An 18,869-nucleotide genomic window follows, 5' to 3' on the forward strand; every position below is an offset into this window, starting at 1 on the left:
CCGGGGGAACACGATGGGCACGACCTTTACCAGACAGGACTACAGCATCGGCACCAACGCGGTTGACGTTGCCATCGCCGACATCGACGGAGATGGCGCGCTCGACCTGGTGGTGAGCAATCTCGGCTCTACGGCCAAACTTCTGGTGTTGACGGGAACCGGGACCGGCAGCTTCTCAACAACGACAAACCTCAACGTTACGGCGGGCGATCCCAGCATGGGCTTCGTCAGGGTCGCCGACATGAACGGCGACGGCCATCTCGATGTCGTCTACGACAGCTACTACGACTATAGCGTCCGGGTGCTCCTCAGCGACGGCGCGGGCGTGTTTTCTCAGCCCGGGCTCGCTGTGAGCTTCGGATCCCGCCCCATGTCGATGACGACCGGCGACGTGAACGGTGACGGCCGGACAGATGCGGTGACGACAAGCCAGAACGGTGTGATCACCGTGCTGCTGGGCGATGGTCAGGGCGGTTTCCAGAGTGTGACCACAAACGCGTCCATCAGCTCTCGTGCCCCCGGCTCCGTCACCCTGGCGGACATGAACGGCGACGGAAAGCTCGACATCGTCACGTCGGGCAACGCTCCCCCGTTCGGCAGCGTCTCCGTGCTGCTGGGGGATGGCGCCGGCGGCTTTTCGGCCGCGACCTATTACAGCATGGGATCGCGCCTTACGGGCACTGTGACCGTCGCGGATGTCAACGGTGACGGGAAGCTCGACGCCCTGACAACCAATATCGGAACCAGCACGATTTCTGTCCTGCTCGGCAATGGCAATGGCGGCTTCACATCCGCGACGGACATAAGCGTCGGCGCCAATCCCGCGTCCCTCGCGGTGGCAGATCTGAACGGCGACGGCAAACTCGACCTCGTCACTGCAAACGCCAATGCCAACAGCGTTTCGGTGCGCTGGGGAGACGGCAGCGGCAGTTTCTCGGGTGGCACGGACATCGCCGTCGCAAGCATGCCGAAGACCGTCAAGCTGGCCGATGTCAACAAAGACGGCAGGATGGACATCGTCGTGACCGGCGTCACAGGCAACGCAGTCACCGTCCTGCTGGGTGGGGAGAAGGCGGACGTCACGGCGATATCGTCAAGCGCCACGGGCACCCTGAAGACCGGCGACGCGGTTACTTTCACCCTGACCACGGACCGTCCTGTCAGCGTGACCGGCATGCCGGAACTGGTGCTCAGCAACGGTGCACGCGCCGTCTATGCCGGGCTCGATAACAATGGCAGGCCGACATTCACCTACACGGTCGTCGAAGGTGATGCAGGCACCAGCACTCTTTCCATTACGAGTATCGACAGCAGCAACGGTGCGATCGCGGGGTTGTCAGAAACAAGCTTTCAAACACCGACCACCGTTGAGCCAGGAGGCAACGCATCCTTCACGGCCGTCGCCGATGTGAACCGCGATGGCAAGCTCGACCTGCTGACGACAGACAGTGCAACGGACACCGTCGCGGTGCAGTTCGGCGACGGCGCCGGCGGCTTCTCCAGCGCCACGCAGATCGCAGTCGGTGACGCTCCACGGTTCATCACGACCGCGGATGTCAATGGTGACGGCAAGCTCGACCTGCTCACGGCAAATCAGAGCAACGTTACCGTCTCCGTACGACTGGGAGATGGTGCCGGAAACTTCTCCGGCTCGACGGAAGTCAACGTGGGCCTCGGTCCGATTTCGATCGCTCTTGGTGATGTGAATGGCGACGGAAAACTTGACTTGCTGGCGGTGAATGGAAGCCGTACCTCCATACGGCTGGGTGACGGTGCTGGCAACTTTACAGGATCAACGGAGATTATCGGCTCAGCCTTCTCCCTCGCCCTTGTCGATGTCAACCGCGACGGCAAACTCGACCTGCTTCGGGGCTTCTCCGCCAACAATGAGGTCCGTGTGGCGCTGGGTGACGGTGCCGGCAACTTTACCGAGATGGTGCAAGCTGTCAGCACCGCTGACAACCCGAATGAACTCGCCTTCGCCGACGTGAATGGCGATGGCAATGTGGATCTGCTGACAACGCATAATGACACGGCCGTCGTCTCCGTTCGCCTGGGTGACGGCGCCGGCGGCTTTTCCGGCTCGACGCAGGTTTCCATTGGTGCGAGAGCAACATCCATCGCCACCGGCGACATGAACGGCGATGGCGAGACCGACCTGGTAACAGGGAACCTGAACGGAACCGTTTCCGTGCGGCTGGGGGACGGCGAAGGCAATTTCTCCGGCTCGACCGAAATCAGCGTGGGCAATGCACCGACCTCCCTGACCCTTGCCGACGTGAACGGCGACGGCAAGCTTGACATCATCGCGCCCGCCTACGCCGGGCAGGTATCCATCGTTCTCAACACGTCGCGTACAGCTGCGTCCTCCTTCGACGGGACGACCGTGACCACGGCGCAGGGCGCCGATACCGGGCTCAGCGTGGATGCGACCCGGCCGGATGCGCCGGATCTCGCGCTCACCCATGATACCGGCATCTCCTCGGCCGACCTGCGGACAAATGATGGTTCGCTGACGATCGACAAGGAGGTTGGGGCAACGCTGAGCTATGTCATCGACGGTGGTCAACCCTCGGCCAGCTACGATCCGACGACGCTTGCAGAGGGCGAACACACGATCGAGGTCACGCAGACCGATCTTGCTGGCAACGTTTCCCTGCCCAGCAGCATCACGTTTACCATCGACCGGACCGCGCCAGACGCGGCCGTTGTGGCGGTGGCAACCGATAGCGGCAGGTCAAGCACGGACGGTATAACGAACGATGGTGCGATCGCCATTTGGGGGGTGGAGGACGGCGCGAAACTCACGCTCCTCGTGGATGGCGTGGCGACCTCGAACTATGATGCGAATGCGCTTGCCGACGGCGTGCACACACTGGAGGCAACGGTGACGGATGTCGCTGGAAACGTCTCTGCCATCACGAGCGTCACGTTTACGCTCGACAGGACCGCTCTGGCCCCTATCCTCAGCTTGGCATCGGATACCGGTGCATCCCCGACCGACAATGTGACGAACAGCAACGGCGCGCTTGATATCACGGGCGTGGAGGCCGACGCGACGCTGAGCTACATCGTCGACGGCGGCGCGGCATCCGGCAGCTACGATCCGGACGGACTTGCCGATGGCGAGCACACCGTAGAGGTGAGGCAGACGGATGTCGCAGGCAATGTTTCAGACACCGCCAGCATCACCTTCACGATCGACCGGAGCGCACCGGATGCGGTGATCGTGGCGCTGGCATCCGACACCGGCACGTCCGATACGGACGGCATCACGAACGATGGCACGCTCGCGATCTCCGGCCTGGAAGGCGGCACGACGCTGAGCTATGTCGTGGATGGCGGCGCGGCATCGTCGAACTTCGACCCGGATGCGCTTGCCGACGGCGAGCACACCGTGGAGGTGAGACAGACGGATGTCGCCGGCAATGTTTCGGACGCCACCAGCATAACCTTCACCATTGATAAAACCGTCGCGACACCGGCCCTTGCCCTGACGTCGGATACCGGCTCATCCTCGACCGACAAGATCACCAGCAGCGGCGTCCTGACGATCGGCAAGGAGAATGGTGCCACGCTCAGCTACGTCGTTGACGGTGGCCCAGCATCCTCAAGCTACGATGCGGCCGCCCTCACCGATGGCATTCACACGGTCCAGGTCGTCCAGACGGACGTCGCCGGCAATATTTCGGACGCCGGCAGCATAACCTTCACGGTCGACAAGACCGTGGCAGCACCGGTCCTTGCCCTGACATCGGATACCGGCGCGTCGTCGATCGACAAGATCACCCGCAGCGGCGCGCTGACGATCACAAAGGAGAGCGGTGCCACGCTCAGCTATGTCGTGGACGGCGGGACGGCCTCAAACAGCTACGCCCCAGCTGCGCTTGCCGATGGCATCCACACGGTCCAGGTGATCCAGACGGATCTCGCCGGCAATGTCTCCGACGCCGGCAGCATCACCTTCACCCTCGACAGGACCGTCGCGACGCCGGTCCTTGCCCTGACGTCGGACACGGGCGCGTCCTCGACCGACAAGATCACCAGCACCGGCGCGCTGACGATCACGAAGGAGAGCGGTGCCACGCTCAGTTACATTGTGGATGGCGGGGCGGCCTCAGGCAGCTACGATCCGTCCGCGCTTGCCGATGGCACGCACACGGTCCAGGTCGTGCAGACCGATATCGCCGGCAATGTCTCCGACGCCCGCAGCATAACCTTCACGCTCGACCGGACAAAGCCGGTCACACCGGTCCTTTCGCTGACCTCGGACACGGGTTCGTCGGCGACCGACAGGATCACCAGCAACGGCGCCCTGACGATCACTGGCAAGGAGAGCGGGACAACGCTGAGCTATATCGTCGATGGCGGTCCGGCCTCCGGCACCTACGATCCGTCGGTTCTCACAAATGGCGCCCATACGGTGAAGGTCGTCCAGACCGACAAGGCCGGCAACGTCTCGTCGACCGGCGTCCTGGCCTTCACGCTGGACAAGGCTGCGCCGACCGTAGCCGGTGTCACCACCTCCGGCCCCGGCATCAGCGGCGGCTCTGGCACACTCACCACCGGCCAGACCGCCGAATTCAGGCTCGCGCTCAGCGAGGCGGTGGTGCTGACCGGCGCGACCAAACTGACGTTGACGCTCAGCAACGGCAAACAGGCCGTCTACGATGCCGCGGCATCGGGCAGCAAGACGCTTGTCTTCGACTACAAGGTCGGACTTGAGGACAAGGCGAGCGACCTCTCCGTCACAAAACTCAACCTCAACGGCGCCACCATCAAGGATGCCGCCGGCAATGTTCTCAACATTACGGGTGCCAGCATCAATCCGGCCGGCAAACTCGTCATCGACGGCTATACGGGCACATCGGCCGCAGACATCTTCAACGGCACCGTCGGTGCAGAGACATTCCGTGGCCTGGGCGGCAACGACATCTATGTCGTCAACAATGCGGGCGATGTGGTGGTGGAAGGCGCAAACGCCGGCACCGATCTCGTCAAGGCATCGGTCAGCTACGCGCTGAGCTCCAATGTCGAGAACCTGACCCTGACCGGCTCCGCGAAGATCAACGGCGCGGGCAACGTGCTTGCCAACACCCTGACCGGCAACAGCGCCGACAACGTGCTCGACGGCAAGGCCGGTGCGGATCGTTTGGTCGGCGGCAAGGGCAACGACACCTATGTCGTCGATAACCTGGGCGACGTGGTGGTGGAGAGCGCAAGCGCCGGCACCGATCTCGTCAAGGCATCGGTCGGCTACACGCTGAGCTCCAATGTCGAGAACCTGACCCTGACCGGCTCCACGAAGATCAACGGCACGGGCAATGTGCTTGCCAACACCCTGACTGGCAACAGCGCCGACAACGTGCTCGACGGCAAGGCCGGTGCGGATCGCTTGGTCGGCGGCGCGGGCAACGACACCTATGTCGTCGACAATCTGGGCGATGTGGTGGTGGAGAGCACAAACGCCGGCGCCGATCTCGTCAAGGCATCGGTCAGCTACGCGCTGAGCTCCAATGTCGAGAACCTGACCCTGACCGGCTACGCGAAGATCAACGGCGCGGGCAATGTGCTTGCCAACACCCTGACCGGCAACAGCGCGGATAACATCCTCGATGGCAGGGCCGGAAATGATACGCTCGTCGGCGGCGCTGGCGTCGATACGCTCTATGGCGGCACGGGGGCCGACAAGCTGACCGGTGGTGCCGGCGCGGATATATTCCTCTTCAAGGCCGTCTCGGACACGACGAGCGCAGCCGCCGGCCGCGACACGATCATCGATTTCAGCCGTAGCCAGGCGGACAAGATCAATCTGAAAGCGATCGACGCCAACCCGGACCTGAAGAACGATCAGGCCTTCACGTTCATCGACACGCAACAATTCCACAAGAAGGCCGGTGAGCTGCGCTACGAGATCAAGAACGGCGATACCTTCATATTCGGCGATATCGACGGCGACGGCGTGACGGACCTCTCCATCAGGCTGGACACCAGCCTGGCCATGAAGGGGACGGACTTCATCCTCTGATCGCGTGACCCTGCAAGGGCGACGACCGGTTCGTCGCCCGGACGGCTGCACCGGACAAATCCGGGACGCAGCCGGGCAGCAGGCCAACAAAAGTGGGGGCATCGTGCGACGCCCATATCAAGCCTGTTTCCTGATGGGCCATGGCTTGTCACGGTGATGCAGCGCGGCACGGCCGCGAATGGAGAAGCGCACGAAAGCCTCTGGAACAAACGCGCGTCCGGTATCTCTTGCCGTCGTCCCTAGGGTTTTCCGTCTCTCGGCAGGCCGAGTTTCGCAAGCGTCTCACTGATCTCGCGGGCAGCCCGGAGATAGGTTTCGCTGGCGTTGCGGGTGGGTAGCGCAATGTTGAGCGTGGTCGAGCCGGGGCGAAGGGCCATGCCCTTGCGCAGGGCTTCCTTGGCTTCGTCCTGCCGGCCGAGACGCTGATAGGCAACGGCAAGCAGCATGTATGTGCGCCCCGAGGCAGGCGTAACCTCAAGGGAGCGCAGCAGCCATTGCGCCGCCTCCTCATTGCGCTCGAGGATGAGGGACGCGAAGCCAGCGCCGAGCAGCCAGGTCCAGCGTGAGACTTCCGGGGTTCCGAAGCTGTCGGCCTTGAGGAAGCTGGCAAGCGCGTCGTCGAAGCGACCGAGCTGAAGCTGGGTCAGGCCGAGCTGGAAGAGAGCTGTCCCGTCCCAGGGATTGATGGCAAGGGTCCGCGCGCAGGCAACGAGACTGTCGGAAAACTGGTTGGTTGCCGTCAGGAAGCGGCAATAGGCACCGAGCACCGGTGCGGAATTCGGCATGGCCCGTACGGCTGCCTCCAGCAGCGCGCGCGCATCGTTCTCCGCCTTGCTTTCCTCGGCGGGAGGGTACCAGCTCATCTGAATCGCACGCAGGTGCAGTGCGGCGAGCGCGACCTGAACATCCACGTTGTCGGGTTCGTCGGCGCGGTATTTTTCAAGAATCGCGCGCGCGGTAGCGAAACGTTCGCGCGTCGTCTGGTTGATCGAGGCGACGGCCTGCTGAATGGCGATGCGCGCCGGGTCGCTCTGCGGAGTCACGTCGCCGTTCTCGAGGGTGTTGAGCCGCAGGGCGAGCGCGTAGCCTGCACCGGCTGCGAGCCGTGATCGCAGATGTCTTGCGTCCGCCGTCCGTGCATCTATCGCGATATCGGCGACCGATTGAATTTCGTGCGTCGCCGGGTTGGTCAGACGAAGCTGCAGCGTCCAGGCTTGCGGATCCCTTTGCAGGGCGCCTTCAACCAGCAGGCTCGCGACCCGCATGTTCTGCGACGTCGATTTCTTGTCGTCTTCGGGTGGCGCGACAAGACGGATGCCATCGATCCTGGAAAGGCCTCCGATCAACTCGCCAGCCACCTCATGGGCAAGCGCGGCGCTTTGTGGGTCATTCTCATTGAAGGTGAACGGGACGACCGCCAGCGCCGGCTCCGTCCGGTCGGAGACGCCGCCGGACAATAGAAGGAATGCGGTGAAAGCAGCCCCGGCAGCCAGCATGGCGAGCCCCGCGGGAAAAAGCCTCCTGCGTCCGGCTAGACGGAAGCGAGGGACGGCGTCAGGCTGCTCCGCAGCGGCGATCACGGGCGCATCCGCAATGGCGGCTGCGTCACCGGTGGAGACATCGCTCGCGAAAAGGTAGCCCCGCCCCGAAACGAGCTTAACCGTCTGGCGTTGATGATCACCAAGCGCCGCACGGATTTCGCGGATGCACTGGAAGAGGCTGTCTTCTCCGACGTGAACGCCTGTCCAGACCCCGTCGAGCAGTTCCTGCTTGGTGAGAAGACGGTGGCTGTTGGAGACCAGAAGGCGGAGCAATTCGAAGGTTTTCGGGCGCAGATGAATCACGGCTCCATCGGGACCGCGCAACTCGACACGATCCGGATCCAGAACGAATCCCGAAAAAAAGAACACCAGACCCCTCACGATCTTCGCCGCGGTTGGACGCGCAAAATAGAGAGGGGCCGGCCCACCCGTCAACCTGCCTTCGCGCAGTCGGGTATGCGCATGGTAAAGCCGCCGCGCCTTTTCTGCCGTGCCGCGCGGATTTCAGAAAAATTTCAGAAAATCGCCGCCCTGCGCCACCCCGCTGTCAGGACCTTGGCGCGGATGCGTATTATCAATTGAGGAGATGCGAAAGCAGGAACAAAACCAGTGACTTCAAGGGTGAGGACGATGCGGAAAGACATAGTGAGGACCGCTGGCGTGTTTTTCCTGCCGGAGCGCGGCCTTTCGGGAGCGGGCGGGCGAACGCCGCGCCGGAAAAACCATGCTTGACCAACACAACGCTACCTTGACGTCCCGGCTTTCCGAACTGCCGGAAGACCAGCTTGCCCGACTGATGCAGGCATCCGCGTTTCCACACGTTCTGCGAATGCTCGCGGAGGGTTTCGTCACGCTTTACGAAGCATCCCCGCGGGTCTCGTCACTCTTCGCCTCGCAGCAACGGTGGCTGCTTTGCCATGCCGCGCTCGCCCACCATTTCCGCGCGATGTTCGATGGCACCACAGGACTGACAAGACGTGGCCTCGGGCTCATGGCGGTCGAACTCGGCCTTGCCAGCCGCAACACGGCCTATGCATTTTTCGACGAGGCGCTGAAATACGGCATCATCCGCCCTTCGATGAGGGGGGATGGCTGCCGTGTCGGCGAGGTCGAATTGTCATCCGAGCCGACGACCGCGCTGATCCATTGGTACGATCTGCATTTCAAAGCCCTCGACCTCATCGACGGCGCCGGTCGCAGCGACCGATTTCTGGCGCAACCGGAGCGCGCGCTCGCCATTCTCGCGCCGCGCTTCGCGCCAGCCCTGCTGTCGAGCACGCAGGTGCGCATGCCTGGTCCCTTTTACACAATCTTCACCTGGGCGGATGCGGGCGGCAACCTTATGGACCGCCTGATCGCAGGTATCGAGAACCATGCTTTGCCGAAAGACGGCTGCTTCCCGACGGATGTGATGTCGATTTCCCAGCTGGCCGAATCCTTCGCCTTGTCGCGATCCCACACGAGCCGGAAACTCGCGGCAGCCGAAGCGCTTGGCGGTATCGGCTGGAGCGGGCGGCGCGGATATTCGTCGATGTGGATCTCGACAGATTTCTACAAGGAATATGCCCGAGCCCAGGCCCAGAAACTGTTCCTGCTCGACAACGCCTTCGCCGAAGTCATGCCGGTGCACTCCGCAAAGGGCTCCCCGAGCCCACGCCCTCTCTCCGCCAGGGAAACGACAGAGACACGGCTTCGCTCAAGGCAGCGGTGACCACGAGCCACGTCAAAAATGGACGGAGACGCTAACCCTTCCGCGCCGTAGCTTTGCCTGGCTTGAGGGACCCTCGCGGCTGCCCTGCAATCTTTCCGGGGGACGATTGCAGGGCGGTCGCGGGACGGGCTTTCTGGCAGACGGACCGATCGGGTTGAATCTGGAGCGACGACGCGGCAGACATCGACGGCAGGCTGCGTCCCTTTCTGGCAACAGGTTCAGAGGCCTGCCTTGCCCGGGCTGGCCGGGCGCATCTTTCGTGGCTGCTTAGGCCCCAACGCAAACCCTCCCGGCTTGCGCCGGGAGGGAGGCCGTTCGCCAGCCGGGGGTGACGAGACGAACGGCTTTCGGTCAGGCGGGCGCCGGCGGACCGGCCCTCCTTAGCGCCAGAGAACCGGGCAATGGCGATCGTTTGCGAAGACGACACGGCTGTAGCCGCCATAACGGAAGCCCTCGACCACGACCTTGCGCGGCGTCACATCGGCAAGACGGGCACGGCGCAGACCCAGGTCACGCGCTTTGGCGACGGCAAAGTCCGGCGAGCAGCGGCCGCGACGGCCCCAGTCGCCATGACGGCGCTCGTGGCGACGGTCCCAGCGATCACGGCGGTCGCTGCGGCGATCCCAACGATCACGGTCACGGCCATAGTCGTGCACTTCGAAGAAGCCGTTGCGGTAGCCGACCTGTTCGATGGAGAGATTGATATCGCCAGCGGAAGCGGCCGGGGCAACGGCGGTCAGGGCGCCGAGGCCGAGAAGGGCGGCGAGCACGGTCTTTTTCAGAAAGCTGGTCATCGAGGGGTCTCCTGTTTGCTCTGCCCTGACCATCTTGCGTCGGGCGATTGAGGAGACCCTAGAGCCACATGCCTGAACGCAGTCCGAAGCGTCCGTTCAGCCTGCGTTCAACTTCATGAACCGTCGAAAAAGGCGATCCGTGTGATGGAACCATCCTCGACTTCCAGCAGAAGGATCTTTTCCTTGGAGTAACTGCCGCCGGAGGACGTGCCACGGGCGGTAAGACGGATGGCGATGTTGTGGCCGAGGGCATCACTCATCACGAGAGCATCCGCATAGCTTTCATCGTGCGCCGCGAAGTGCCGGGCCAGGCGTTCGCGCAACGCGTCGCGCCCGTTGTCCATGCCCTCGCCAATGCCGGAAATCACGACATCCTTATTCACCCTGGCGGCGAGCGCGGCAAAATCGCGCGCATTCAGCGCCTCGATCACGGCATGATTGATGCTTTCGGTGTCGGCCATGGCTCTCTCCTCGTCCCGGATGCAGCAGAACGTTCCACCGTGTGACGCGGTTCCGTCAAGAGCCGAGATGCAGCACGATTTCCCGCCGGTGCGGCCGGTCACGGTGTTCGAAGAGATAGAGACCCTGCCAGGTTCCGAGCATTATCCGGCCGTCGGCAACGGGAATGCCGATGGAGACCTGGGTGAGCGCCGCCTTGATATGGGCCGGCATGTCGTCCGGCCCCTCCTGCGTGTGTACGATCCACCGCATGGAAGGGTCGTCTGACGGCGGCACGAGCCGGCGAAAAAACCGGTCGAGGTCGCGCCGCACATCCGGATCGGCATTTTCCTGGATGAGCAGCGAGCAGGAAGTGTGGCGCACGAAGACGGTGAGCAGGCCCGTTTCGAAGTCCGCGTCACGAACGAAAGATCCGGCCTCGTCAGTGAATTCGTAGAGCCCCTGCCCGCGCGTCGGAAGGGTCAGGATCGTCTGCGGCATCCGCGCCTCAGCCGATCGCCCAGAACAGGCCGCCGACGAGCACGATGAAAACCAGGATCACGCCCATGAAGCGAGCGAGCCCCATATTCGTATCCGTGGTATCGCCGACGATGGCATAGTAGAGATCGAGCATGGCAAGGCCTTTCTTCCGGTGTAGCCCGTGATAGCCCACCTGCCCTCACCTCACAACTCGACAACCGCCTGGAAGCCGCCGTAGATCATGCGCTTGCCGTCAAAGACATCCTTCCAGTCGTCGCCCTTCAGCCGCTCATCGGCCATTACCTTGGCGACGATTTCGTCACGCCTTTCGCGGGATTCATAAGTGACCCAGGCGAAGATCACGATCTCGTCATCACTCGCCTGGACGGCGCGTGGGAACGAGGTCAGCTCGCCATAGGGCACGTCGTCGCCGATACATTCGACATAGTCGATCGCGCCGTGTTCCTTCCAGACGGCACCGGCCGCGCGCGCCATGGCCTTGTAAGCCTCGATATTGGCCTTCGGCACGGCAAGCAAAAATCCATCCACATAGGTCATGATCGTCTCCTCCGTTGGTTTGACGTCCCAAGGACGTGGAGCGCCACGACAATCCGACAAGGGGCACGATTTTTTTGTGCGGCACGGAGGAGACAACGGGATGATGGCCGCGAAGATCGACATCGCCGCGTCCGAACGAACGAAGGCTGCTAGGCCCGATTACCAGGAGCCGCAGTTCTTGAGTTGACGCGAATAGTTGGAGGCGATGTTGGCGGCACGTTTCGCGCCGGCCTTCGACGTGGCGCTCCAGTTGCCGCGCGAATAGCCGGAATGGCCGTGGTAATAGGCAATGTAGAGCCGGTAGGTATCGTTGAGCGCGATGCCGTTCTTGCGGTTGCTCTCGGCGTGATACCAGGCGATGAAGCGGATCGCATCCTTGAAATCGGTGCGCTTGGCCATCCAGCGGCCCGTCACGCGCTTGTAGCTCGCCCAGGTGCCGTCAAGCGCCTGCGAATAGCCGAGTGCACTCGACTGGCGCTTCCATGGAATGAAACCGAGGAGCTTCGTGCGTGGTGGGCGTGCATTATGACGGAAGCCGGATTCCGTATAGATGGTGGCCATCAGCACGGCAACGGGCACCCCATATTCCCGCTCGGCACTGTAGGCGGCCCGCCGCCAGTTCTCGAAAAGGCCGTCGCGCTGCTCGAAAATGGCACAGGCATTCTGCGTCTGCTTGGGAACGGACGCACAGCCAGCGAGCAGCAGGAGGACGACGATCAATACGCAACGCATCGCAAATCCTCAGAATTTGCGGATATTTATAATTGGTAAATCTTAAGAATTGGTTTTGATTCAATTGCCTTTCATCGCCTCCCATTCACTGGCGTGATCCGCCCATCAAATATGCAAATGCATTATTTTGTTGCGCTTTTTCCCCTCTCGGCCTAATCAATCTGCAGCACGCCGGGCTTTCGCGCACGATTGTTCCGGACCGTGGATGAACCCCTTCCCTCCGGATTAAGGCCAGCGCCGTCCGGGCGCGGGATGGTTTGCGACCGGGCCCGTCCCAGGCCCCAGTTCAGGAGAACGACCCATGAAGAAACCTCTTTTCGCCGCCGCCGCACTCGCAGCATCCGTCGCCTTCGCGCCGCTCGCCCATGCCGATATCGTCATCGGCCTCATCGCGCCGCTGACCGGCCCGGTCGCCGCCTATGGCGACCAGGTCAAGAACGGTGCGGAAGCGGCCGTTGCCAACATCAACAAGAATGGCGGCATCCTCGGCGAACAGGTCGTCTTGAAGCTGACGGACGATGCAGGCGAACCCAAGCAGGGCGTTTCGGCCGCAAACCAGATCGTCGGTGAAGGCATCCGCTTCGTCGTCGGCCCGGTCACCTCGGGCGTTGCCATTCCGGCTTCCGACGTTCTGGCCGAAAACGGCATCCTGATGGTCACCCCGACCGCAACGGCACCGGACCTGACGGCCCGCGGCCTCGCCAACGTACTGCGCACCTGCGGCCGCGACGACCAGCAGGCCGAAGTCGCCGCTGCCTATGTTCTGGAAAAGCTGAAGGACAAGAAGGTCGCAATCGTTCATGACAAGGGCGCTTACGGCAAGGGCCTGGCTGACGCCTTCAAGGCCGCGATCAACAAGGGCGGCATCACAGAAGCGCTCTACGATTCCGTCACGCCCGGCGAAAAGGATTTCAGCGCGCTCTTGACCCGCCTCAAGGCCGACGGCGTCGAGGTCATCTATTTCGGCGGCTACCATCCGGAAGGCGGCCTGCTCGCCCGCCAGCTGAAGGATCTCTCCGTCAACGCCACGATCATCGGCGGCGAAGGCCTCTCCAACAGCGAATACTGGGCGATCGGCAACGAAGCCTCTGCGGGCACGCTCTTCACCAACGCGTCGGATGCGCTGAAGAACCCTGATTCCTCGGCCGCCGTTGCCGTCCTCAAGGAAAAGGGCATCCCACCGGAAGCCTTCACGCTCAACGCCTATGCCGCCGTCGAAGTTCTGAAGGCCGGTATCGAGAAGGCCGGCAGCGCCGAAGACGCCGCCGCCGTTGCTACGGCGCTGAAGTCCGGCGAGCCGATCGCAACCGCCATCGGCAAGCTCACCTATGGCGAAAACGGCGACCTCACCTCGCAGAGCTTCTCGCTCTTCAAGTGGGAAGACGGCAAGATCGTCGCCGCCGAATAAGGTTCTGGTGATTTGAAATACGGACGCCGGGGTGAAAGCCCCGGCGTTTTGTTTGTGCGGTAGCGCTTGCGGCTTTGGATCCTCGGGCTTGACCCGAGGATCCACGCTGCGGGCTCTGCCTCACCGATCGGCGCGGTACTTTTCCTTCAGCCGGGCGATGTCAGCCGCGCTCCAGTCCGTCACGCCCGTCACGGCAATCCAGGGTTCGACATAGTGCTCGCCGGCATAGACGTGCCCCAGTCCCATCGGGGTCGTCGTCGCCATGGCGAGGTCGAGCGTCAGCTGCAGGAAAGTGACGACCGGATACCATTGGAAATCCGGCGAGACATCCGGCCCGCGTGGCGCAGCCATCCAGGCCGGCTGACGGTAAAGGGCATAGGGATCGTAGAACGTGATCGGATCGCTGGCATATTGCAGGTAGACGATACGCATCGGTCCCCAATGGTCACCCGCTTCGGGTAAGGCATTGCGCTGACTGGTGAAACGCACATAGGAGCCGTCACGGAAACGGGGCAGCCAGGCCGGCGTTCCGGCATTGCGATCCGCCGTCATCTTGCGCCAGATCCGGCTCGGAAACGGGGGACCGGACCAGAGCGCACCCTGGTAGGGATCGCCGATCACCTCGAACAATTCCGCCGACTGCTCGGACGACAGAGCACCGAGGCTAAGACCATAGAGATAGAGTTTCGGGCGGCTCTCCTTCGGCAGGCTCGTCCAATGGCCGTAGACCGCCCGGAAAAGCGCACGGGCCGCCTCGGCACCATAGTCCGGCTCGGCCAGCAGCGAGAGCCAGCTGGCAAGGTAGGAATACTGAATGGCGATGCTGGCGATATCGCCGTGATGCAGATACTCGACCGTATCGATGCCCTCCGGATCGACCCATCCCGTGCCGGTCGGCATGACGACGACAAGTGTCGAACGCTCGAAGCCGCCGACGCGGATCAGTTCGTCCAGGGCGATCTTCGCCCGGTCAGCCGGCGTGCGCCCTGCATTGAGACCGGCATAGACACGCAAGGGCTCCATCGCCGGCTTGCCGGTGAAGGCGGCGATATCCTTGGCGGACGGCCCGCTCGCCACGAAGGAGCGCCCCATGCGGCCAAGCTCGTTCCAGCGCACCAGCGAGGCGGCACTGCCCGATTTCAGGGGATCGGAGGGCTCCGCCGTATCGGGCTCGATCACCTGGTCAAGCCGGCGGAAGGACGAATCGGCCGTGTGCAGCACGAAGCGCGCCAACACACCATCCGCCAGCGTCCAGAACAGGATCGTCGCCAGCACCGTGCCGATGACATAGGAAAGCCGCCGAGGGGCCGCACGGCGCGAGGTGCTGGCAAAGAGCTTGACGAGCAGCGTGAAGAAGCGGCCAAGACCGATGACGACCGTAAAGACGAGAAGCGCGATAAGACCGACATAGAAAGGATGCGCCGTCTCGATCGGCGGCAGCTTCATCAGCGTGCGGATGGAGTTCTGCCACTCGGCCGTGCGCCACAGGAAGACCAGCACGACGACACCGCAGACGCCACCTGCCGCCGCCTTCAGCCCGAGCCGCACGCGGTCCCTCGGCTCCGGCAATTCAAGCCAGAACCACAAGAGCGACAGTAGCACGCCGAGACCGTAACCGCAGGCCATGGCGACACCGGAGAGCAGGCCCTGGGTGATGTAGGTGCGCGGCAGGAGGCTCGGCGTCAGCGAGGCGGCGAAGAACAGGGTGCCGAGCACGAGGCCGGTCGCCGAGAAGGACAGGAGAAAAGACCAAAACCGATCCCGCATCCGTATCCTCCTTCGCAATCTCGCGCAAACCTTGCACGGCAACCGCCACGAGGCAACCGCCGCGCCGGTGCTTTTTGCCATTATTCACCGTGTGCACAACGCGGCTTGTCAAACCGTGCGGCCTGGAGTATCCGGGCCTCGTCGATGAGACATCGGCCGTAAGCGTTTGACGTCAAGCAACGCATCCAGACCTGAAATCGTCCGTGAGGGCGTTTCCGCAAAGGTTCGAGATGCCGACGCCGAAGACGATTTCCCCTTCAAAAAGGAAAACTGCAATGCAGCTTACGCGCCTGCCGGCCCGCTATGCCGGCTTCATCATGCCCTTCATCCTCTCCATCATCATGACCATGGTCGTGTCGGCCGTCGCCACCTGGCGCAATCTCGGCATGGATGCCGACTTTCCCGCCCATTGGCTGCCGGCCTGGGTCATGTCCTGAATATCGCCTTCCCCATCCTGCTTCTGGCCCTGCCGCTCACGCGCCGCCTCGTGAAGCTGCTCGTCCGCGCCGCCTGATCCAGAAATGCAAAAGGCCCGGTCGCGAGAACGACCGGGCCCTTGCAAGAGTTGAAGACAGGCTCAGCTGTCGAGGAACGAACGCAGCTTACGCGAACGGCTCGGGTGCTTCAGCTTGCGCAGCGCCTTCGCTTCGATCTGGCGGATACGTTCGCGCGTGACCGAGAACTGCTGGCCGACTTCTTCCAGCGTGTGGTCGGTGTTCATGCCGATGCCGAAGCGCATGCGCAGGACGCGCTCTTCGCGCGGCGTGAGCGACGCCAGCACGCGGGTCGTCGTTTCGCGCAGGTTCGCCTGAATGGCGGCGTCGATCGGCAGAAGCGCGTTCTTGTCCTCGATGAAGTCGCCGAGGTGCGAATCTTCTTCGTCACCGACGGGCGTCTCCAGCGAGATCGGCTCCTTGGCGATCTTCAGGACCTTGCGGACCTTCTCGAGCGGCATGGCGAGCTTTTCGGCCAGTTCTTCCGGGGTCGGCTCGCGGCCGATCTCGTGCAGCATCTGGCGCGACGTGCGGACGATCTTGTTGATCGTCTCGATCATGTGCACCGGAATGCGGATCGTGCGGGCCTGGTCGGCGATCGAACGGGTGATCGCCTGACGGATCCACCACGTCGCGTAGGTGGAGAACTTGTAGCCGCGGCGATACTCGAACTTGTCGACCGCCTTCATGAGGCCGATATTGCCTTCCTGGATGAGATCGAGGAACTGAAGGCCACGGTTCGTGTACTTCTTGGCAATCGAGATCACGAGACGGAGGTTGGCTTCCACCATCTCCTTCTTGGCGATGCGGGCTTCGCGCTCGCCCTTCTGCACCATCGAAACGATGCGGCGGAATTCGGCGATCGAAATGCCGGTTTCCGTGGCGAGGTTCTGGATCTCCTGACGGATGTCGCGGATCGTCGTGTTTTCGCTCTTGGCGAATTCCTTCCAGCCGCGGGCGGCCAGATTGGCGATCGACTTCATCCAGTTCGGGTCGAGTTCCGCACCGGAATACTGCTCCAGGAACGAGTCGCGCTTGACGCCATAGCTTTCGGCGAGGCGCAGCAGGCGGCCCTCGTTCTGCATCAGGCGCTTGGAGATGTCGTAGAGCTGCTCGACGAGGCTGTCGACGCGGTTCTGGTTGAGCGACAGCGACTTGACGGCCGTGATCAGCTCGTCCTTGAGCTCCTTGTAGCGGCGCTCCTGGGCGGGAGACAGCGTGCCGGTGGCCTGCAAGCGGGCTTCCACCTGCTGGTCCTGCAGCTTGCGCAGCTTCTTGTAGGTCTCGGCGATCGTGTCGAGCGTCTCCATGACCTGCGGACGCAGTTCCGCTTCCATGGCGGCGAGCGAGAGGTTCGACTCGTCGTCGTCCTCTTCCTCTTCCTCCGGCGGCAGGCCTTCGCCGCCGACATTGGTGATGTCGTCGTCGTTGGCGGCGCGCGGCCGGCGGTTCTTTTCCTTCTCTTCGGCCGCCTTGCGGTCGGCCTCGATCTTTTCCGGGCTCTGGAACTGCGGGGCAGCCTTCGCCTCGGGACCGGAATAGGTCGTCTCGAGGTCGATGATCTCGCGCAGCAGGGTCTGGCCTTCGTTGAGTTCATCCCGCCAGATGATGATGGCCTGGAACGTCAGCGGGCTCTCACAGAGGCCGGCGATCATCGTCTCGCGGCCGGCTTCGATGCGCTTGGCGATCGCAATTTCGCCTTCGCGCGACAGAAGCTCCACCGAGCCCATCTCGCGCAGATACATGCGCACCGGGTCGTCGGTGCGGTCGGTCGGCTCTTTCTTCTTGGCGGTCGCAAGCGCGGTGCCGCTGGAAGGGGCAAGCTCGCCGCCTTCGCTCTCGTTGTCGTCGTCGCCGCCGTCGTCTTCGCCCGGGGCCGCCTCTTCGGCGTCCTCGTCTTCGATGACATTGATGCCCATGTCGGAGAGCATGGCCATCGTGTCCTCGATCTGCTCCGAGGTTACTTCCTCGGAGGGCAGAACCGAGTTCAGCTCGTCCATGGTCACGTAGCCGCGCTTCTTGGCGGCCTTGATCATCTTCTTGACGGCATCATCGGAAAGATCGAGAAGAGGGCCGTCGGATGCGCCTTCGCGTTCGTTTTCGACTTCCTCGTTCTCTTTGACCTTTGTCGCCATTTACTTCGTCGCTTTCTTGAGCATCCAGTTTTCAAGCGGTCAGGGTTTCCGCAGCCGAGCGCCCTTCGGCTTACGCAATCGCCTCTCGGCGCTCCTGACCTAACGGATTGACAATTAAATCCTGATTAACCACAGCCCGGCCCGCCGGCGTGTGGACGTGTCGCCGAGGCGACACAATTGACATGACTTCCCGATCCGCCGTACCCATTCTTTCTCAGCCAACAATGGTGATTCCCAGAATTTTCGGTTACGTCAAGCTTTTCCGGCAAAAAAGCCGCAAAAGGTTCCGATTCGGGTTCGCGGACATGAATGTCGACGGATCCGGGCGATTGAGCCTTCATGTAGGCGCATATCCCGAAAAGACAAGAGCCGCCAGCCTCCCCAAACCCAGTGGCTTGACGCAACCGATTCGCCGTCAAGCGATCAGAAGGACCGGCCATCCACCTTGTTGATCGTCAACGTCTCCAGATCGATAGCCGGAATGCAACGCAGATTGACCGCCGCCATCCTGTTGCCCTTGGGATCGGCCCCCTCGCCATAGGGCGCAATTCCGCAATTGGCACAGAAGTGATGCTCGATGACGTGGCGGTTGAACGTGTAGGTCGAGACGTTCTCCTTCGGCGTCGTCAGCCGCAGGTTTTCCGCCGGAACGAAAGCCAGCAGCCCGCCGCGCCGCCGGCACATGGAGCAGTTGCAGTCGAGCCCGCTGTCGAATTCGCCCTCCACCTCGAAGGCGACGTTCCCGCAATGGCAGCTTCCTTCGTACTTCATGATGTCATTCCT

At 62.7% G+C, this 18,869-nt stretch carries 14 protein-coding genes and 1 pseudogene; 4 read left to right on the forward strand and 11 right to left on the reverse strand.

The window, feature by feature from the left end:
• Window positions 1–13: 13 nt before the first annotated feature.
• Window positions 14–6,028, forward strand: a complete 6,015-nt coding sequence (locus MUU55_RS04545; protein ID WP_244759562.1) for an FG-GAP-like repeat-containing protein — start codon at window positions 14–16, stop codon at window positions 6,026–6,028.
• A gap of 239 nt (window positions 6,029–6,267) precedes the next feature.
• Here MUU55_RS04545 and MUU55_RS04550 read toward each other — a convergent pair whose 3' ends face one another.
• Together MUU55_RS04550 and MUU55_RS29290 are read right to left on the reverse strand one after the other, a co-directional pair.
• Window positions 6,268–7,524 (reverse strand): tetratricopeptide repeat protein, encoded by a 1,257-nt coding sequence (locus MUU55_RS04550; RefSeq protein WP_244759880.1) that lies wholly within the window; start codon window positions 7,522–7,524, stop codon window positions 6,268–6,270.
• A 192-nt stretch (window positions 7,525–7,716) separates the two neighbouring features.
• Window positions 7,717–7,950, reverse strand: a pseudogene (locus tag MUU55_RS29290) (winged helix-turn-helix domain-containing protein); the annotation flags it as partial.
• A 343-nt stretch (window positions 7,951–8,293) separates the two neighbouring features.
• On the opposite strand from MUU55_RS29290, the gene MUU55_RS04560 reads away from it, so the two are divergent.
• A complete protein-coding gene (locus tag MUU55_RS04560; protein WP_244759563.1) occupies window positions 8,294–9,280 on the forward strand; it encodes a hypothetical protein in 987 nt (328 codons plus the stop codon).
• 380 nt (window positions 9,281–9,660) lie between these two features.
• Here the strand turns inward: MUU55_RS04560 and MUU55_RS04565 are convergent, their stop codons facing one another.
• From MUU55_RS04565 to MUU55_RS04585, 6 genes are all read right to left on the reverse strand, one after another.
• Window positions 9,661–10,074, reverse strand: coding sequence for a hypothetical protein (locus tag MUU55_RS04565; RefSeq protein ID WP_244759564.1), 414 nt, complete (start codon window positions 10,072–10,074; stop codon window positions 9,661–9,663).
• A gap of 113 nt (window positions 10,075–10,187) precedes the next feature.
• Window positions 10,188–10,535, reverse strand: a complete 348-nt coding sequence (locus MUU55_RS04570) for a nuclear transport factor 2 family protein (RefSeq protein ID WP_244759565.1) — start codon at window positions 10,533–10,535, stop codon at window positions 10,188–10,190.
• 55 nt (window positions 10,536–10,590) lie between these two features.
• The gene (locus MUU55_RS04575) at window positions 10,591–11,013 is read right to left on the reverse strand and encodes a secondary thiamine-phosphate synthase enzyme YjbQ (protein WP_244759566.1); all 423 of its coding nucleotides are present in this window, start codon (window positions 11,011–11,013) and stop codon (window positions 10,591–10,593) included.
• Between the two features lie 7 nt (window positions 11,014–11,020).
• Window positions 11,021–11,146, reverse strand: coding sequence for a hypothetical protein (locus MUU55_RS29060; protein ID WP_280518844.1), 126 nt, complete (start codon window positions 11,144–11,146; stop codon window positions 11,021–11,023).
• 50 nt (window positions 11,147–11,196) lie between these two features.
• Window positions 11,197–11,550 carry a DUF1428 domain-containing protein gene (locus MUU55_RS04580; protein ID WP_244759567.1) on the reverse strand — a complete coding sequence of 118 codons (354 nt, stop codon included), beginning with the start codon at window positions 11,548–11,550 and terminating at the stop codon, window positions 11,197–11,199.
• Between the two features lie 159 nt (window positions 11,551–11,709).
• Window positions 11,710–12,282: a transglycosylase SLT domain-containing protein gene (locus tag MUU55_RS04585; protein WP_244759568.1), complete on the reverse strand. Its 573-nt coding sequence runs from the start codon at window positions 12,280–12,282 to the stop codon at window positions 11,710–11,712.
• A 301-nt stretch (window positions 12,283–12,583) separates the two neighbouring features.
• Here MUU55_RS04585 and MUU55_RS04590 point away from each other — a divergent pair, with 301 nt between their 5' ends.
• Window positions 12,584–13,690, forward strand: coding sequence for a branched-chain amino acid ABC transporter substrate-binding protein (locus MUU55_RS04590; protein ID WP_244759569.1), 1,107 nt, complete (start codon window positions 12,584–12,586; stop codon window positions 13,688–13,690).
• 120 nt (window positions 13,691–13,810) lie between these two features.
• Here MUU55_RS04590 and MUU55_RS04595 read toward each other — a convergent pair whose 3' ends face one another.
• Entirely contained in the window at window positions 13,811–15,457 is a 1,647-nt protein-coding gene (locus tag MUU55_RS04595; protein WP_244759570.1) for an alpha/beta hydrolase, read from the reverse strand.
• Window positions 15,458–15,732: 275 nt separating this feature from the next.
• Here MUU55_RS04595 and MUU55_RS29295 point away from each other — a divergent pair, with 275 nt between their 5' ends.
• Window positions 15,733–15,894, forward strand: a complete 162-nt coding sequence (locus MUU55_RS29295) for a DUF2798 domain-containing protein (RefSeq protein ID WP_342346043.1) — start codon at window positions 15,733–15,735, stop codon at window positions 15,892–15,894.
• Window positions 15,895–16,034: 140 nt separating this feature from the next.
• On the opposite strand, the gene rpoD is transcribed toward MUU55_RS29295, so the two are convergent.
• Window positions 16,035–18,086 carry an RNA polymerase sigma factor RpoD gene (gene rpoD, locus MUU55_RS04605; protein WP_117366676.1) on the reverse strand — a complete coding sequence of 684 codons (2,052 nt, stop codon included), beginning with the start codon at window positions 18,084–18,086 and terminating at the stop codon, window positions 16,035–16,037.
• Window positions 18,087–18,509: 423 nt separating this feature from the next.
• Window positions 18,510–18,857, reverse strand: a complete 348-nt coding sequence (locus MUU55_RS04610) for a GFA family protein (protein ID WP_244759571.1) — start codon at window positions 18,855–18,857, stop codon at window positions 18,510–18,512.
• Window positions 18,858–18,869: the final 12 nt, after the last annotated feature.

This window comes from Shinella curvata (assembly GCF_022899935.1).
GTDB lineage: Bacteria > Pseudomonadota > Alphaproteobacteria > Rhizobiales > Rhizobiaceae > Shinella > Shinella curvata.

Excerpts from the sequence above, each read along its gene's own strand:
- MUU55_RS04545 (WP_244759562.1), top strand. The coding sequence starts at position 14 with ATGGGCACGACCTTTACCAGACAGGACTACAGCATCGGCACCAACGCG.
- MUU55_RS04550 (WP_244759880.1), bottom strand. The coding sequence starts at position 7,524 with ATGCTGGCTGCCGGGGCTGCTTTCACCGCATTCCTTCTATTGTCCGGC.
- MUU55_RS04560 (WP_244759563.1), top strand. The coding sequence starts at position 8,294 with ATGCTTGACCAACACAACGCTACCTTGACGTCCCGGCTTTCCGAACTG.
- MUU55_RS04565 (WP_244759564.1), bottom strand. The coding sequence starts at position 10,074 with ATGACCAGCTTTCTGAAAAAGACCGTGCTCGCCGCCCTTCTCGGCCTC.
- MUU55_RS04570 (WP_244759565.1), bottom strand. The coding sequence starts at position 10,535 with ATGGCCGACACCGAAAGCATCAATCATGCCGTGATCGAGGCGCTGAAT.
- MUU55_RS04575 (WP_244759566.1), bottom strand. The coding sequence starts at position 11,013 with ATGCCGCAGACGATCCTGACCCTTCCGACGCGCGGGCAGGGGCTCTAC.
- MUU55_RS29060 (WP_280518844.1), bottom strand. The coding sequence starts at position 11,146 with ATGCTCGATCTCTACTATGCCATCGTCGGCGATACCACGGATACGAAT.
- MUU55_RS04580 (WP_244759567.1), bottom strand. The coding sequence starts at position 11,550 with ATGACCTATGTGGATGGATTTTTGCTTGCCGTGCCGAAGGCCAATATC.
- MUU55_RS04585 (WP_244759568.1), bottom strand. The coding sequence starts at position 12,282 with ATGCGTTGCGTATTGATCGTCGTCCTCCTGCTGCTCGCTGGCTGTGCG.
- MUU55_RS04590 (WP_244759569.1), top strand. The coding sequence starts at position 12,584 with ATGAAGAAACCTCTTTTCGCCGCCGCCGCACTCGCAGCATCCGTCGCC.
- MUU55_RS04595 (WP_244759570.1), bottom strand. The coding sequence starts at position 15,457 with ATGCGGGATCGGTTTTGGTCTTTTCTCCTGTCCTTCTCGGCGACCGGC.
- MUU55_RS29295 (WP_342346043.1), top strand. The coding sequence starts at position 15,733 with ATGCAGCTTACGCGCCTGCCGGCCCGCTATGCCGGCTTCATCATGCCC.
- rpoD (WP_117366676.1), bottom strand. The coding sequence starts at position 18,086 with ATGGCGACAAAGGTCAAAGAGAACGAGGAAGTCGAAAACGAACGCGAA.
- MUU55_RS04610 (WP_244759571.1), bottom strand. The coding sequence starts at position 18,857 with ATGAAGTACGAAGGAAGCTGCCATTGCGGGAACGTCGCCTTCGAGGTG.